General features: G+C 38.2%; 16 protein-coding genes and 1 tRNA gene. 16 read left to right on the top strand and 1 reads right to left on the bottom strand.

Going from position 1 to position 16,103, the window contains the following annotated elements; translation table 11 throughout:
• Positions 1–5 precede the first annotated feature (5 nt).
• The 5 genes from sdhB to ACJ004_RS19100 all read left to right on the top strand — a co-directional run bounded on the left by sdhB (position 6) and on the right by ACJ004_RS19100 (position 4,255).
• Complete coding sequence (gene sdhB / locus ACJ004_RS19120) at positions 6–767, top strand: succinate dehydrogenase iron-sulfur subunit (protein ID WP_410894732.1); 762 nt, start codon at positions 6–8, stop codon at positions 765–767.
• Positions 768–912: 145 nt separating this feature from the next.
• Positions 913–1,494, top strand: coding sequence for a class D sortase (locus tag ACJ004_RS19115; protein WP_410894904.1), 582 nt, complete (start codon positions 913–915; stop codon positions 1,492–1,494).
• A gap of 144 nt (positions 1,495–1,638) precedes the next feature.
• Positions 1,639–1,863, top strand: coding sequence for a spore germination transcription factor GerE (gene gerE, locus ACJ004_RS19110; protein ID WP_026563391.1), 225 nt, complete (start codon positions 1,639–1,641; stop codon positions 1,861–1,863).
• Between the two features lie 499 nt (positions 1,864–2,362).
• Positions 2,363–3,064, top strand: coding sequence for a Na-translocating system protein MpsC family protein (locus ACJ004_RS19105; protein ID WP_410894731.1), 702 nt, complete (start codon positions 2,363–2,365; stop codon positions 3,062–3,064).
• A 105-nt stretch (positions 3,065–3,169) separates the two neighbouring features.
• On the top strand, positions 3,170–4,255 hold the full coding sequence (locus ACJ004_RS19100; RefSeq protein ID WP_410894730.1) for an ATP-binding protein: 1,086 nt from the start codon (positions 3,170–3,172) through the stop codon (positions 4,253–4,255).
• A gap of 123 nt (positions 4,256–4,378) precedes the next feature.
• On the opposite strand, the gene ACJ004_RS19095 is transcribed toward ACJ004_RS19100, so the two are convergent.
• Positions 4,379–4,681, bottom strand: a complete 303-nt coding sequence (locus ACJ004_RS19095; RefSeq protein WP_410894729.1) for a HesB/YadR/YfhF family protein — start codon at positions 4,679–4,681, stop codon at positions 4,379–4,381.
• Positions 4,682–4,890: 209 nt separating this feature from the next.
• Here ACJ004_RS19095 and ACJ004_RS19090 point away from each other — a divergent pair, with 209 nt between their 5' ends.
• From ACJ004_RS19090 to lonB, 11 genes are all read left to right on the top strand, one after another.
• Positions 4,891–5,340 carry a MarR family winged helix-turn-helix transcriptional regulator gene (locus ACJ004_RS19090; protein WP_410894728.1) on the top strand — a complete coding sequence of 150 codons (450 nt, stop codon included), beginning with the start codon at positions 4,891–4,893 and terminating at the stop codon, positions 5,338–5,340.
• 15 nt (positions 5,341–5,355) lie between these two features.
• A complete protein-coding gene (gene racE, locus ACJ004_RS19085) occupies positions 5,356–6,150 on the top strand; it encodes a glutamate racemase (RefSeq protein WP_410894727.1) in 795 nt (264 codons plus the stop codon).
• A 213-nt stretch (positions 6,151–6,363) separates the two neighbouring features.
• Positions 6,364–7,422: a GerMN domain-containing protein gene (locus ACJ004_RS19080; protein WP_410894726.1), complete on the top strand. Its 1,059-nt coding sequence runs from the start codon at positions 6,364–6,366 to the stop codon at positions 7,420–7,422.
• 128 nt (positions 7,423–7,550) lie between these two features.
• Positions 7,551–8,306, top strand: coding sequence for a ribonuclease PH (gene rph, locus ACJ004_RS19075; RefSeq protein WP_410894903.1), 756 nt, complete (start codon positions 7,551–7,553; stop codon positions 8,304–8,306).
• A 12-nt stretch (positions 8,307–8,318) separates the two neighbouring features.
• Positions 8,319–8,927 carry an XTP/dITP diphosphatase gene (locus tag ACJ004_RS19070; RefSeq protein WP_410894725.1) on the top strand — a complete coding sequence of 203 codons (609 nt, stop codon included), beginning with the start codon at positions 8,319–8,321 and terminating at the stop codon, positions 8,925–8,927.
• On the top strand, positions 8,927–9,442 hold the full coding sequence (locus ACJ004_RS19065; protein ID WP_410894724.1) for a metallophosphoesterase family protein: 516 nt from the start codon (positions 8,927–8,929) through the stop codon (positions 9,440–9,442). The genes ACJ004_RS19070 and ACJ004_RS19065 overlap by 1 nt, the downstream gene beginning before the upstream one ends.
• A 111-nt stretch (positions 9,443–9,553) precedes the next feature.
• Positions 9,554–9,627: transfer RNA gene (locus ACJ004_RS19060), tRNA-Arg, on the top strand.
• A 298-nt stretch (positions 9,628–9,925) separates the two neighbouring features.
• Entirely contained in the window at positions 9,926–10,951 is a 1,026-nt protein-coding gene (locus ACJ004_RS19055; RefSeq protein WP_410894723.1) for a tetratricopeptide repeat protein, read from the top strand.
• Between the two features lie 169 nt (positions 10,952–11,120).
• Positions 11,121–12,398 (top strand): trigger factor, encoded by a 1,278-nt coding sequence (gene tig / locus ACJ004_RS19050; protein ID WP_410894722.1) that lies wholly within the window; start codon positions 11,121–11,123, stop codon positions 12,396–12,398.
• A gap of 390 nt (positions 12,399–12,788) precedes the next feature.
• Complete coding sequence (gene clpX, locus ACJ004_RS19045; protein WP_410894721.1) at positions 12,789–14,048, top strand: ATP-dependent protease ATP-binding subunit ClpX; 1,260 nt, start codon at positions 12,789–12,791, stop codon at positions 14,046–14,048.
• Positions 14,049–14,270: 222 nt separating this feature from the next.
• Entirely contained in the window at positions 14,271–15,938 is a 1,668-nt protein-coding gene (lonB, locus tag ACJ004_RS19040) for an ATP-dependent protease LonB (protein ID WP_410894720.1), read from the top strand.
• The last annotated feature ends 165 nt before the right edge of the window (positions 15,939–16,103 follow it).

Below are 16,103 nucleotides of genomic sequence, written 5' to 3'. Positions count from 1 at the left end.
GAAAAATGGCTGAAACTAAAATGGTGAAATTTATTATTTCACGTCAAGATAACGAAAACACTGCTCCTTATGAGGAGGAATTTGAGGTTCCCTATCGTCCGAATATGAATGTCATTTCGGCGTTAATGGAAATCCGTAAAAATCCTGTTAATACAAAAGGACAAGCATCTACTCCAGTTGCATGGGACATGAACTGTTTAGAAGAAGTTTGCGGTGCTTGTTCTATGGTCATTAACGGCAAACCGCGTCAATCTTGTTCAGCGCTCATCGATCAATTAGAACAGCCGATTCGATTAGCACCGATGAAGACCTTCCCAGTGGTGCGTGACCTTCAAGTTGACCGAAGCAGAATGTTCGACGCTTTAAAGAAAGTAAAAGCATGGATTCCAATCGATGGTACTTACGATTTGGGCCCTGGTCCACGTATGCCTGAAACAAAGCGTCAATGGGCCTATGAACTTTCTAAATGTATGACATGTGGTGTGTGCCTTGAGGCATGTCCGAACGTAAACAGTAAATCAAATTTCATTGGTGCACAGCCGCTCTCACAAGTTCGTCTTTTCAACGCCCATCCAACTGGTGCCATGAATAAGGCAGAACGACTTGAAGCGATTATGGGCGATGGCGGTCTTGCTAACTGTGGTAATTCACAGAACTGTGTTCAATCTTGCCCTAAAGGTATTCCTTTGACTACCTCGATTGCAGCGTTGAACCGTGATACAACCATTCAAGCTTTTAGAAGCTTCTTTGGCAGTGATCACGCGTAATAAGGATTCTAAAAACCTTCTTTTCTATTGTGGAAAAGAAGGTTTTTTTGTCGTTTATGGGCGAATTATTGCATTGGTTCTTTTAGGAGCGGTTTGTTATACTCTAATTAATGTAAAGCTCGTTAGAAAAGGACGGTAAATAGTGGTGAAAAATAAATTTTCGCTGTTAATTATTTTTACGGGACTCATCTTAGTAGGTATCGGACTTTGGCAGTTTATAGATGTAAAAACTCAAACACAAGCATCACTTAAGGAAGCAAAGGAACTGATTGCAGATCAGCCTGCAGTTGCTCCTAAAAAGAGGGTTGTAAACAGTCCACCGCCTGATATGGGAGAAACAGTCGGTCTTTTAGCTATTCCAAAAATCAAAGCAGAGTTGGCCATCGTTGAAGGAACAGAACCGGATGACCTCGAAAAAGGTGTCGGTCATTATAAAGGTGCGTATTTTCCGGGCGATCAAGGACAAATTGTTTTATCTGGACATCGTGACACCGTTTTTCGTAAATTAGGGGAGTTAAAGATTGGTGATTTGCTTAAAATGAAAATGCCTTATGGATCTTATTCTTATGAAATCATTGACACGAAGATTGTAAAGTCTGATGATACGAGCATTATTACGCTCCAACATGAAAAAGAGGAATTAATTTTAACCACTTGTTATCCATTCAGTTATGTAGGGAATGCACCCAAGCGATATATTATTTATGCAACATTGAAAAGTTCCTAAGGATTAGGAGCTTTTTTTTTATAAAAATCAATCTCTTCTAAGTAAATATAGTCACTACATTTGTATTGTGCACATAAGATATGTTGACTAAATATATACCCACCCCGTGTTCATAACTGGCGAAGGCAAGGAGGGTTACAGTACTTGAAGGAGAATGTTTATAATCATAAGCCGTTACTCACCAAACGTGAAAGAGAAGTATTCGAGTTATTAGTACAAGACAAAACAACGAAAGAAATCGCTGGTGAATTATTTATAAGCGAAAAAACGGTTCGGAATCACATTTCAAATGCCATGCAAAAGCTTGGTGTAAAGGGGCGTTCTCAAGCTGTTGTAGAGCTCCTTCGAATGGGAGAGCTAGAACTTTAACTCTGACCGGCATCCTTCAGGGGACGCCGGTTAATTTTGAATAGATATGTCATAAAAAAGGTAAGCATCCGAGATGCTTACCTTTTTTGAATCCAATGCAGATGATTGATACTTGAAATACTTAGCTGCTTAATTGAATGCAGGTATTCTTACCATCCTTTTTAACCAAGAGAATGTATTACTAAATAAGAATGCTGCTCTAAAACCTAGAATGAGTAAGGTTGAGAATAAGCCGTAAAATATATTCAAAGTATACCCCTCCACATTGAAGTTTTCGTGTTAACGAGTAACACTAAGATTATTGTTCATCTGGAATCGAATTTTATTCGGTGTTCATTGCTAGGGTATACAACCATCCTGATTTAAAGTGATTTTTAAATGAATTTCTCCATAATTTGTGAATAAACTCTCATAAATAAATTGATAATCTAGTTATAGACCTTTAAAATAAATTTAGGATAAAAGAAATAATGCTTTTATCTCAAAAAGGATGTTTTTCTTGGAAATCAAACAAGTACAAACGGAACTAGCGGGTTTTATAGGGAGGACACTCCGTGAAAATTTCGGAAAAGGTCCCGAATCAGTTTTTGTTTCCTATAATCACTCAGTAATGACAGTCTATTTACGGAACTTTATTACGCCTTCTGAAAGTGTTTTGTTAGGGCAGCAACAAGAAACCATTGTTCAAACCACAAGGGATTTGTTAATGCAAACATTAATTCCTGAGTTTAAAGCCTATATTAAAATACTGACAGAAATGGAAGTAATTGAATTTTATTATGATTGGGGATTACATAATAAAAGTGGCTTATTTGTTTGTATAGGCTCTCCCTCTACCGAAGGCGAACCTCAATATGAAAAAAAATATAGTTATCATGGTCAAGATGCTCTTCACCAGGAAATAAATAGAATTAGCCTTCAAGCGGAAAAAAAACCAGAGGAAGTCATTTCTTATTTATTAAATGAACGGACGCTGGTGGTTATTCGAAACGGAATTCTTGTACCGATTGAAAAGGAGTTAATTCGAATAGGAAATTTTGAAGCATTAAGGCTTGCGAAACGGAACCTTGAGAAGCGATTATTACATGGCAGCGGTAATTTTGAAGCGATCCTGCAAACAAAAGTGAATGATATATTTGTGGATTGGGATTTGAACCGCGATAAAAGTGTAATCGTACTGATCTTATCACCAAAAGCATAGAGGCAGAAATGGGCTAGACAATTGCGATTGAGCTAGACATAAGCCAAGATGGGATACTTCCTATCTTGGCTTTTTATTTTATGGGGGAAGGAATAAATAAACAAGATGAACTCTTCAACGAAAAATAATAACCATAATAAACTGACGATAGAAAAAGAAATAGAAAAACGTGAGGAATCCTATCGGGAATTAGTTGAACATTCCCCTGATGCTGTGATTATTGCTAGCGGAGATGAAATTTTATTTATCAATGAAACAGGGGCTAGTTTATTTGGAGCATCTAGAAAAGAAGATATTCAACAAAAGAAAATAGTCGATATGATTCATCCTGACTATCATAGATTTATTAAAGAACGAGAGGAAATTATTGATCGCGGGGAAGCAACAGACTTTCAAGAGTATATATTGTTCCGGTTGGACGGAACCACATTCGAGGCGGAAGCAAAAGGGATTCCGACGATTTTTCAAAATAAACCCGCACGGCACATTATCATCAGGGAAATTACCGAGAGAAAAAAGACACTTGAATTATTGCTAAACGCGGAGAAATTAAACGTTGCTGGACAATTGGCAGCTGGGATTGCACATGAAGTTCGAAATCCGCTCACGGCAATTAAAGGTTTTCTTCAACTCATGGAAACACAATTACATGACCATAAGGGATATTTTGATATTATCCAATCTGAAATCAATCGGATTGAACTGATCCTCAGCGAATTATTGGTATTAGCAAAACCTCAAGATTTGAAATTTGAACCTGTTCTTCTTCAAACCCTAGTTGAAGAGGTGAAGACGCTGATTGATACGCAAGCTATTATGAAAAACATTCACATTAAATTTGTAAACAATTGTGGAAACCTAATTATCAACGGCGATAAAAATCAACTAAAACAGGTCGTAATTAATTTTTTGAAAAATTCAATTGAAGCGATGCCAAATGGCGGTAGCATCACGATTGAGATTAAACATCATGGGAGTCATTATGTAAAGATGTTATTTAAGGACACAGGCTGCGGCATGCCAAGACAAGTGTTAAAACGAATCGGAGAACCATTTTTTACAACGAAGGAAAGTGGAACTGGATTAGGGATTATGAATTCCAAACAAATTGTTCAAAATCATCATGGGACCGTTCATTTCTGGAGCGATGACCAAGGAACACTTATAGAAGTAATATTGCCGATAGATTAACAGAAGAAATTCTAACTAGAGAAAAGGAGTGGGGGCTTAACTAATTATGGCAGGTGAAATAGGGATGAGATGTCAGAAAGATTAAATAGGAGGGCTGAATATCACCCTTCCTATTATTAATCATTATTCCTTCGATTTGGTATAACTATATTCTACTTCGTCCGTTTTTTCATTGTAGTCGACATGTAAATCATGTCCATTGAAAAACCATAAATCCCGTTCTTCAATATAAAATAACAAGCCTTCCGCTTCGACTTTGACAATTATATCGATCGGATAATTATCTACAGTGAAACCGAGTGAAAATCCTTCTTGGACAGGGCTGTTTCCATATACCTTCGGGTAAAACTTTACTTTATCCCCGTTTTTTAATTCGACCTCATCTTTAAACCATTTGAGTGCAGACGTACTGATTACAATTTCCATTCTTTTCTCACCTTTGGTTTTTTATTGAAATTTCCTTTGATTATTATCTCCAAAGAGTGATATTATAGTATTTTTCTAATAGTTTCAACTTGAAATTTTGGCGAAAAAAGTAGAAAATAAGGTCAAGCATGAAGACCGTCAGGGATTAACAATACTTTTTAAATAGATATCTTTTTTTAGTAGAGAAGCTTTTTATAGGAGTGTATGAGATGAAAGTCGAGAATTCAGAAAGAGCAAATAGTGACATTGTTGCAAATATTGAAAAGGATTTACGCTACATTTCTGGAATCATCAAGCAAAAAGGAAGAGAGATGTTAAGTACTTATACAATTACTCCTCCACAATTCATTGCCTTGCAATGGCTCTTTGAAGATGGTGATATGACGATTGGGGACCTTTCTAATAAAATGTATTTGGCATGTAGCACGACGACAGATCTAGTTGACCGAATGGAAAAAAATCTGCTCGTAGAGCGGGTGAAAAATCCAAACGACCGTCGTGTGGTGAGAATACATTTACTTGAAGAGGGTAAAAGAATCATTGATGAGGTAATTAAAAAGCGTCAAGCTTATTTAGAAGAAGTGTTGGTTGATTTCTCTTCGGAAGAAATTCAACTTCTTCAAAAAAGTTTAACGAAATTGCATTATGAAATGCGTTAAAAGAGGCGATAGGTTTTGAAACAAGCAATTGGTGTAATAGATTCAGGGGTTGGCGGATTAACAGTTGCCAAAGAGGTAATGCGCCAGCTTCCAAATGAGAAAATTATCTACTTGGGAGATACAGCACGCTGTCCATATGGTCCAAGAACCACAAAGGAAGTCAAGAGGTTCACGTGGGAGATGACCTCTTTTTTATTAGAAAAAAAAATTAAAATGCTTGTAATTGCTTGCAATACAGCTACAGCTGCGGCATTAGACGAGATTCGAAAGGAATTATCGATTCCAGTCTTAGGGGTAATTAATCCAGGAGCACGTGCAGCAATCAAGAATACAAAAAACTATCGTGTCGGAATTATTGGGACAGAGGGTACTGTAAAAAGTGGGGCTTACGAAAGAGCATTAAAATCCTTAAATAGTAGGCTTTTTGTTACAGCGCATGCCTGTCCGAAGTTTGTTCCGCTTGTAGAAAGTAACGAATTTAATGGACCGATTGCGGAGAGAATTGTCGATGAGGCTTTAAAGCCAATGCTCAATCAAAAATTGGATACTCTTATTTTAGGTTGTACCCATTATCCGCTGCTTGAGCCAGTTATTAAAAATGTGATGGGTGAATCTGTCAGCGTTATTAGCTCTGGTGACGAGACCGCTCGTGAAATAAGTGCAATCCTTCAGTATAATGGGTTATTAGATACGTGCGAGGAAGAGCCAGAACATGAATTTTACACCACTGGTTCAAGAAGGATCTTTTCAAAAATTGCCTCACAGTGGCTGGGGTTTCCAATTAACGAAGTCAAAAAAATTAAGCTATAAATCGAGCCTTCTTTATATGAAGCTCGATTTTTTTGGTACAAACGAAGGTGTCAGGCACCACTCGTGGACAAATGTCCACGAGTGGTGCCTGACACCTTTTTACTATTTCTATTTATTTTTATAATTTTGTTCTATTTTTTTGTTTAAGTCGGTCTAATTTATCACTAGGCTCGTATACATGTTAGTACAAACTGTCTTAGGGGGGAAATAGTTATGTCTAAAAATAAAGCAAAGATCCTTGTATCGACTGTGCTTACATCAACAGTTCTACTGTCAGGTTGTGGATTGTTAGGGTCTGAAACACAAAAGGAAATCGATCCGCCAAAGAGTGTGACTATTAAGGAGGATAAAACCAGTAAGGAAACGACTGTGAAAGAAGCAGGTAAGGAGGCAAAGGCAAACACCGTTAAAACCGAGCTTTACTTGGTTGATAAAGACGGTTATGTCGTTCCGCAGACACTGGATCTGCCGAAAACCAATTCGGTTGCTAAACAGGCACTTGAATATTTAGTAGCAAATGGTCCAGTGACAGACAAACTCCCAAATGATTTTCGGGCGGTTCTTCCAGAGGACACAGAGCTTTCTGTGAATATTGATAAAGATGGCGTTGCTACGGTTAATTTTTCAAAAGAGTTTAAGAATTACCAAGCGGAAGATGAGATGAAAATTCTCCAATCCGTTACTTGGACGCTGACTCAGTTTAATAATGTTAAAACTGTGAAGCTTAAAATGAATGGTCATGATTTAACTGAGATGCCTGTTAACGGAACACCAATAAGCGAAAATCTCTCAAGAGCAACCGGTATCAACATTGATACAGCGGATGTAAATGATATTACCAATACTAAACCTGTTACAGTTTACTATATTGGCGGGGAAGAGGGCTCCTACTATTATGTCCCTGTTACACGCCGGGTGAGCAATAAGGAAAAAGATAACTATGTTGCAGTTATTAATGAATTAATCAAAGGACCTAGTGAGAAATCAACACTGGTATCTGAATTTATGTCAGATGTGGCGCTCCTAGAAGCACCCAAGTATGAGGACGGAAAAGTAACCTTGAATTTTAATGAAAATATATTTGGAAGCTTCAAAGAAAAGGAAATCTCCCAGCACTTATTAGATACGCTGGTCCTTTCCTTAACGGAACAAGAGGGCGTTGAAAAAGTGGCGGTTGAAGTAAATGGCAAAGCAGATATTAAAGATGATAATGGTAAAAAATTAACTGAACCAGTAACTCGACCAGAAAAAGTAAACACAGGTAGTTTTTAAAAAAAAATATTTGTTATACTATATAGTGACGATGAAAGAGGTTGGCTTGAATGCCGCCTCTTCTTTATTTGGTATTTAAGGTAAATGATGTACCAATTTAAAAATATAAAGGAGGTAGTATAGTATTGGTGCGTTTTGATGGAAGAGAGCCGTTACAACTAAGGCCCATACATATTGAAGCAAATTATTTAATGCACCCGGAAGGTTCTGTCTTAATTTCTGTAGGAAACACGAAGGTGATTTGCGCAGCGAGTATTGAAGACAGAGTACCTCACTTTATGAGAGGGGAAGGAAAGGGCTGGATTACTGCTGAGTATTCCATGCTCCCACGAGCAACAGAAACAAGAAACATTCGCGAATCCTCCAAAGGTAAGGTTTCCGGTCGAACCATGGAAATTCAGCGATTGATTGGTCGCGCTCTAAGAGCAATTGTCGATTTAGGGGCACTTGGTGAAAAAACTGTTTGGATTGATTGTGATGTAATCCAGGCGGATGGCGGGACCCGCACTGCTTCAATTACAGGAGCATTTGTCGCGATGGCACTCGCATTAAATGCCTTTGCTGAGAAAAAATCTTTTGCCAAATTTCCGATTACCGATTATTTAGCAGCAACAAGTGTCGGGATTCTGCAAAATAACGAAACGGTTCTTGACTTAAACTATGCTGAGGATTCGAAAGCGCATGTGGATATGAATGTGGTCATGACCGGAAATGGAGAATTTGTAGAACTTCAAGGAACAGGAGAGGAATCAACGTTCTCCTATGAACAGTTACAAGGCTTGCTAAGTGCTGCGCAAGAAGGTCTGATGGAACTATTTGAACACCAAAAAGCAGTACTAGGTGAAGAGATTACCCGAAAGATAGAATCACGAAGACAAAAATAAGAGGCGATTACGATGAAAGAAGTAATTATTGCAACGAAAAATCCTGGAAAAGCGAGGGAATTCGAGCATATCTTTTCTTCAAGAGGGATCACGGTTCTAACTTTGCTGGATTTTCCTGAAATTCCTGAGGTCGATGAAACCGGCACGACTTTTGAAGAAAATGCGGCTTTGAAGGCCGAAGCTGTCAGCAAAGCGCTAGGAAAAATGGTGATTGGTGATGATTCAGGTTTAATCGTGGATGCCCTTGAAGGAAGACCAGGGATTTATTCAGCACGGTATGCAGGGGAACCAAAGAATGACGATAATAATACAGATAAAGTGCTTTCTGAATTAGAAGAAGCTCCCGAAGAAAAGCGGTCTGCAAGATTTTACTGTGCCTTGGCAGTCGCAGTTCCTGGTCAAGAAACGATAACGGTGTCAGGCACCTGTGAAGGCCGTATCCTTGAAGAAAGACGGGGTTCCAATGGTTTTGGATATGATCCGGTTTTTTATGTGCCTGAGAAGGGCTTAGCGATGGCAGAGCTGTCTTCGGATGAAAAAAATAAGATCAGCCATCGGGCAAATGCGTTAAAAAAGCTGGATGTAGTCCTGGATTCTATTTTAGAAAGAGCGGGCCAGTAATGAGTAAGGTGTTAATTGTTAGTGATAGCCATGGATTAACGAATGAACTAGATGTCTTAAGAGAAAGGCATTTAGCCGAGGTCGATTTAATGATTCACTGCGGTGATTCGGAATTGCCCCCTGACCATCATTCGATTTCCGGATATCTAACCGTAATGGGGAATTGTGATTTTGGCGGAGGATATCCATTAGAGACGATTTCTGAAGTAGCGGGTCGGAAGTTTTTTATTACGCACGGGCACCGCTATTCGGTTAAATCCACTTTGATGAATTTAAAATACAAAGCACAGGAAGTAAACGCCGATATCGTCTGTTTTGGACACTCCCATGTCTTCGGTGCGGAAGTGATTGATGGAATCTTATTTTTAAATCCAAGCAGCATCCGTCTACCAAGGGAACGCTTTGAAAAGACTTATATTATCCTTGATTTGCTGGATGAAAAAATTAAGATGAACGTGTTTGAAGTAAGTGGACGGGAAATTTCAGAGCTTGCCCGGGAGTTTATCCTGCCATAAATGATAGGGAGAATTTCTCTCCCTTTATTCTTTTTGAAAAAAATATTAAAAAGTCTGTTGACTTTTTGATATTACAATAATATAATAAATCTTGTCTTAAACAACACATATGTCCCAGTAGCTCAGCTGGATAGAGCAACGCCCTTCTAAGGCGTGGGTCGGGAGTTCGAATCTCTCCTGGGACGCTATACTACATAACAGAAAAAAACTCACTTTTTTAAGTGGGTTTTTTTCTGTTTTGTTAGAAAGCTTCGGAAATCAATTGTCATAGTACTCACCACATGAGGATAAGTTTTTTTTGCCCTCTAATTATGTTACACTATTTTCCAAGTAACTTTGAAAAATGTCTAGCTCCAGCGCCTAGCCCCTCGAGACGCTTCGGTCCTGCCAATGAAGTCAAAAAGCGACTTCACTGTCAGGACCTCCAACTCTTGTCGGGGCTGATCAAAGCGCTTGCGCTTTTCTAATTAAGGACGGTTTTTTATGAAAAAAAGGGAACCAGTGAAAAGAATTGATAATGTAGTCTTTTTTCCCGGTCTTGAAAAAAGATTGACTGACAAAGGTCTCGAAAACCTTGAAAGAAAAAAGTTTAAAGAAGCGATAAACCTATTGGAAGAAGCAAGAGAATATGACCCTGATAATGACGAAATCTTGATCGGGCTGGTTCTTGCTTATTTTGAAGCTTCTTCTTTTCTAAAAGCGAAAGCGCTCGCCAAGGAAATGCTCCATAAGGGGATCGGTGATTACCTGCAAATGGTCGACCTTTATTTGACAGTACTCATCCAGCTTCATGAATATCAGGAAATCGTTACAACAGTTGAAGCCCTCTTAGACGAAAAAGAGATTCCGCCTGAAAAGCATGATCATTTCTTAACAATCCTTCAATTCAGCAGACGGATGGCAGATAATCGACAACTAGATCTCGAAGCAATCGAACCTGAGGAAACAATGGTCCAAGAGTTAAACCTATTAGCGAATGATAATCTAAATGAACAAATGCTCCTCGTTTCAGGTCTTGCAGAGAAAAATATTCGCCCCTACCTCCCTGAAATTGCTGAATATTTAGAAGCGGAAGCAGGTCATCCATTTTTAAAAACAATCCTCTTAACTCTTCTAAAAGAGCAGGAAATTGATAGAGAGCTATCTATCAGGAAATTTGGAATGGAAAAGAAAATTATTCCAACACAACTTCCAGAGGTTAGAGAAGAACCAAGAATGACGGAGGTAAAGGCTCTAGTCAAGTCTAGGATGGAAAGCGAAACCCCTGGTCTTTTTGAAAACACGAGCGGAATGGTGGAACGTATTTTTTTTATGAGCTATCCCTTTGAAATAGAGCCGCAAAGCACTCTTGCTTGGGCCGCAGCCTTTCACCACTTGGCACAAGACTATATGGGGATGAATACGAGGAGCGATTTCCTTTCAAATGAATACGATGTATCCGTGAAGGAAATTGAAGAAGCAATGGCCAAAATCGAGGAAATTGAGAAAATTTCTTATCCTAATATATAGGCTAGGCTGTTGAAAGAAAACAATCCTATGTTATAATGTAGTGGTTGCATTGTGTAAAAAACTATATTTTACATTTAAAAAAAGGAAATTAGCTTGTTGGACAAGTGATTTCCAAACTACTCAAATTCGTTACGAATGATATGAGAATAGATTGTTGGAGGGAAAAGGTATGACAGTCAAATGGGAAAAGTTAGAAGGAAACCGCGGCGTTCTTACAGTTGAAGTAAGTGCTGACAAAGTAAACGAAGGTTTAAACGCGGCATTCCAAAAAGTAGTTAAGCAAGTAAATGTTCCAGGCTTCCGTAAAGGTAAAATGCCTCGTGCAATGTTTGAAAAACGTTTTGGTGTAGAATCTTTATATCAAGATGCATTAGATATTCTTCTTCCAGAAGCATATGGAAATGCAATTGACGAAACAGGAATTGAGCCAGTAGATCGTCCTGATATCGACATCGAACAAATGGAAAAAGGCAAAGAACTTGTCTTCAAAGCTACTGTTACAGTTAAGCCTGAAGTTACTCTTGGTGAATACAAAGGTTTAGAAGTAGAAGAATTTGATACAAACGTTACTGACGAAGATGTTGCTAACGAACTAAAAACTCTTCAAGAGCGCCAAGCTGAGCTTGTTATCAAAGAAGAAGGCACAGTGGAAAACGGAGATACAGCTGTTCTTGATTTCGAAGGTTTCGTTGATGGCGTAGCTTTCGAAGGTGGAAAAGCTGAAAACCATTCACTTGAAATTGGATCTGGATCATTCATTCCAGGTTTTGAAGAGCAATTAGTAGGACTCGCTGCTGGTGAATCTAAAGATGTGGAAGTTACATTCCCTGAAGAATACCATGCTGCTGAACTTGCTGGTAAGCCTGCAGTCTTCAAAGTAACGATTCACGAAATTAAAGGTAAAGAACTTCCTGAATTAGATGACGAGTTTGCAAAAGATGTTGATGATGAAGTTGAAACATTAGACGCTCTTAAAGAGAAAATCAAAACTCGTTTAGAAAACAGCAAAAAGCAAGAAGCTGAGCATCAGTTACGTGATACAGTTGTTGAAAAAGCGGCTGCAAATGCAGAAGTGGAAATTCCAGAAGTTATGGTTAACAACGAAGTAAACCGTATGCTTCAAGAGTTCGAACAACGCTTACAAATGCAAGGTATGAACCTTGAGCTTTACTTCCAATTCTCAGGTCAAGACGAAAATGCTTTACGTGAGCAAATGAAGGAAGAAGCTGTTAACCGCGTACGTGTTAACTTAACATTAGAAGCGATTGCGAAGGCAGAAAACCTAGAAGTAACTGACGAAGATGTTAATGCTGAACTTGAAAATATGGCTGGCATGTACAACATGACTGTTGATAACATCAAACAAGCATTAGGCGGACTTGAAGGCATCAAATCAGACCTTAAACTTAAAAAAGCAGTAGACTTTCTTGTTGAAAACAAGAAGTAATTAATTTTAAATATTGCAAGGCACGATTTAAATCGTGCCTTGTTTTATACATTTTTACAAATACATATTATAATAAGAAGTAGGAACATTTTTAACAATGGGCAGGAAATCATCTATGACAAAGCGAATTAAATATAAAATAATTTCCAGACAGCTTTGAGATTTATTTTTATCATAATGGTTAAGATTAATGAATACATAAGTAATTTGAAAATGAACTACACAAACAAATGCAACCCTATTTAGCTAAAGCTTTTTATTTCCAGTCCATTGGCTTTATGTGTTACAATGCAAAATACATACTATTCAATAATTAGAGAAAAAAATGACTTTGTTTGTGTAATTCACTGCTTCTCGTAGATACTAACACGTTTTAAGGGGTGAAAGGATTTGTTTAAATTTAATGATGAAAAAGGACAATTAAAGTGTTCCTTCTGTGGTAAAACGCAGGACCAAGTTCGTAAACTTGTTGCCGGTCCAGGAGTTTACATATGTGACGAATGTATTGAACTTTGTACCGAAATTGTTGAGGAAGAACTTGGAACAGAAGAAGAAGTAGAATTTAAGGATGTACCAAAGCCGAAAGAAATTTGTGAAATTCTTGATGAATATGTTATCGGTCAAGATCAAGCAAAAAAATCACTTTCTGTTGCAGTATACAACCACTATAAGCGCATCAATTCCAATAGCAAAATAGATGATGTTGAACTTGCGAAGAGTAACATCTGTATGATTGGACCAACAGGAAGTGGTAAAACATTACTAGCCCAAACATTAGCTCGTATTTTAAATGTACCATTTGCTATCGCTGATGCTACCTCACTTACTGAAGCCGGATATGTTGGGGAAGATGTTGAAAACATTTTGTTAAAATTAATCCAATCTGCAGATTATGATGTAGAAAAGGCAGAAAAAGGGATTATTTATATTGATGAAATTGATAAAATCGCCCGTAAATCTGAAAATCCTTCTATTACAAGGGATGTTTCCGGTGAAGGTGTTCAACAAGCCTTATTAAAAATTCTTGAAGGTACGGTTGCTAGTGTTCCGCCTCAAGGTGGACGAAAACATCCACATCAAGAATTTATCCAAATCGATACCACGAATATTCTCTTTATTTGTGGTGGAGCATTTGATGGAATTGAACCGATTATCAAGCGCCGTTTAGGACAAAAAGTAATTGGTTTTGGATCAGATATTAAGCAGCAGGAAGTTACACAAAAAGAACTTCTTTCTAAAGTATTACCTGAAGACTTACTCCGCTTTGGATTAATTCCAGAATTTATCGGGCGTCTTCCAGTAATTGCGAGCCTTGAGCAGTTAGATGAAGCTGCATTGATTGAAATTTTAACAAAGCCGAAAAATGCGCTTGTTAAACAATATCAAAAAATGCTTGAAATCGATGATGTGGAACTTCAATTTGAAGAGGGTGCTTTGACGGAAATTGCCAAAAAGGCAATTGAACGCAAAACAGGAGCCCGTGGTTTACGTTCCATCATTGAAGGAATTATGCTTGATGTCATGTTTGACCTTCCTTCTCGTGATGACATTACCAAGTGTGTCATTACCAAAGAAACGGTTGTAAATAATGGTGTTCCAACACTCTTATTAGAAGATGGAACTGTTGTTGCTGAAGAAAAATCTGCATAATATATCGAAAGGCCTGGCATTTGCCAGGTCTTTTTCTATTCTTTTCGGGGTCCATGAGCGACTTTTTATAGTTTATGGGCGAATTTCCCCATTTAATAAGCGAATCTTTTTTTCCACAGCTCTCCCGATAGTTTCTTATATTATGTGGTTTATTCCACCCCACTGCAGGAAATACTTATTAATATATATTTAGTAAAAAGTTGAAGCGCAGGAGGGAAATGTATGAGTTGGACGGGGATTGCCTTATTTATACAGCTATTTTTCGGAATTATTATTGGGCTGTATTTTTGGAATTTGCTTAGGAATCAGCGTACACAAAAAGTATCCATTGATCGGGAATCCCGGAAGGAAATGGAGCAACTTCGTAAAATGAGATCTATTTCACTTACAGAACCATTAGCTGAAAAAGTGCGGCCTTCAAGCTTTCAAGACATTGTCGGCCAAGAAGATGGAATCAAATCATTAAAAGCAGCACTATGTGGACCAAATCCCCAGCATGTAATCATTTATGGGCCACCTGGAATTGGAAAGACAGCGGCTGCACGCCTAGTGTTAGAAGAGGCGAAAAAAAATCGTAAATCACCCTTCAAACCTGAATCTGTTTTTATTGAACTAGATGCAACAACCGCACGATTTGATGAAAGAGGAATTGCTGATCCGTTGATTGGTTCTGTGCATGACCCCATCTATCAAGGGGCAGGTGCAATGGGACAAGCAGGAATTCCGCAGCCAAAGCAAGGGGCTGTTACCAATGCTCACGGTGGAGTTCTTTTTATCGATGAAATCGGAGAATTACATCCGATTCAAATGAATAAACTTTTAAAGGTGTTAGAGGATCGGAAAGTTTTCCTCGAAAGTGCGTATTACCATGAGGAAAATAACCAAATCCCTACCCATATCCATGATATTTTTAAAAATGGTCTCCCAGCAGATTTCCGTTTAATTGGGGCTACGACAAGAACACCTAGTGAAATTCCTCCTGCCATTCGTTCGCGCTGTATGGAGGTGTTCTTCCGGGATTTAACTCAAGAAGAAATCGTAGAAATTGCTAATAAGGCTGCCAAAAAAGTGAACCTTCAAATCAATGAAACAGGCGTCAATACGCTTTCAAACTATGCAAGGAATGGACGCGAAACGGTTAATTTGATTCAAATTGCGGCAGGATTGGCGATAACGGAGGACCGTAATTTTATCAAGGATGAAGATATTGAGTGGGTCATTCATGCTAGTCAAATGTCACCACGAATGGAACGGAAAATTAATGATTTGTCACATGTAGGCCTTGTTAATGGATTGGCGGTCTATGGGCCGAATTCAGGTGCATTGCTAGAAATAGAAGTGACCGTCATCCCAGCAAAAGATAAAGGGACGATCAATATCACAGGAATTGTAGACGAAGAAAGTATTGGCGGACAAGGCAAATCGATTCGGCGAAAAAGTATGGCACGTGGTTCAATCGAAAACGTAATTACCGTTTTGAGATCTATGGGTGTCCCGGCAAACGACTTTGATATACATGTGAATTTCCCGGGAGGTGTTCCAATCGATGGTCCATCGGCAGGTATTGCAATGGCAACTGGAATTTATTCAGCTATTTATAAAATTCCAATCGATAATACGGTCGCGATGACAGGAGAAATAAGTATCCATGGAAATGTGAAACCGATTGGCGGAGTGTATCCAAAGGTAAAAGCTGCCAAAAAAGCCGGCGCAAAAACGGTAATTATCCCAGAAGAAAACATGCAAACCATTTTAAATGAAATAGAAGGAATTAAAATTGTTCCGGTTTCCCATCTCCACGAAGTATTTGAGGTTGCCCTTGTCAATAACTATCAAAAAATGGATGCGATTCCTGCATCAATTGAGTTATCAAAAAAAGAGAGTATCTAATTTATAAACTTCGGTTTGTGGTTCAATAGGCAAACCGAAGTTTTTTTGCCTAATTTATCAAAAGAATTCTACCATTATTATAGAAAGAATTCGGAATGATTGGGGAAAATAAATGTATGCTGAAAAGAGAATTCACCCTCTATCTCTAAAAATAGACACTTAAAA

Source organism: Neobacillus sp. 204, from assembly GCF_046562815.1.
In the GTDB taxonomy this organism is placed as follows: domain Bacteria; phylum Bacillota; class Bacilli; order Bacillales; family Cytobacillaceae; genus Neobacillus.
This window is presented reverse-complemented; position numbering and strand designations above follow the sequence as displayed.

What these genes read in the sequence shown, in the direction of transcription:
- sdhB (WP_410894732.1), top strand. Translation starts at nt 6, where the DNA reads ATGGCTGAAACTAAAATGGTGAAATTTATTATTTCACGTCAAGATAAC.
- ACJ004_RS19100 (WP_410894730.1), top strand. Translation starts at nt 3,170, where the DNA reads ATGAACTCTTCAACGAAAAATAATAACCATAATAAACTGACGATAGAA.
- ACJ004_RS19095 (WP_410894729.1), bottom strand. Translation starts at nt 4,681, where the DNA reads ATGGAAATTGTAATCAGTACGTCTGCACTCAAATGGTTTAAAGATGAG.
- ACJ004_RS19090 (WP_410894728.1), top strand. Translation starts at nt 4,891, where the DNA reads ATGAAAGTCGAGAATTCAGAAAGAGCAAATAGTGACATTGTTGCAAAT.
- ACJ004_RS19080 (WP_410894726.1), top strand. Translation starts at nt 6,364, where the DNA reads ATGTCTAAAAATAAAGCAAAGATCCTTGTATCGACTGTGCTTACATCA.
- ACJ004_RS19070 (WP_410894725.1), top strand. Translation starts at nt 8,319, where the DNA reads ATGAAAGAAGTAATTATTGCAACGAAAAATCCTGGAAAAGCGAGGGAA.
- ACJ004_RS19065 (WP_410894724.1), top strand. Translation starts at nt 8,927, where the DNA reads ATGAGTAAGGTGTTAATTGTTAGTGATAGCCATGGATTAACGAATGAA.
- ACJ004_RS19055 (WP_410894723.1), top strand. Translation starts at nt 9,926, where the DNA reads ATGAAAAAAAGGGAACCAGTGAAAAGAATTGATAATGTAGTCTTTTTT.
- tig (WP_410894722.1), top strand. Translation starts at nt 11,121, where the DNA reads ATGACAGTCAAATGGGAAAAGTTAGAAGGAAACCGCGGCGTTCTTACA.
- lonB (WP_410894720.1), top strand. Translation starts at nt 14,271, where the DNA reads ATGAGTTGGACGGGGATTGCCTTATTTATACAGCTATTTTTCGGAATT.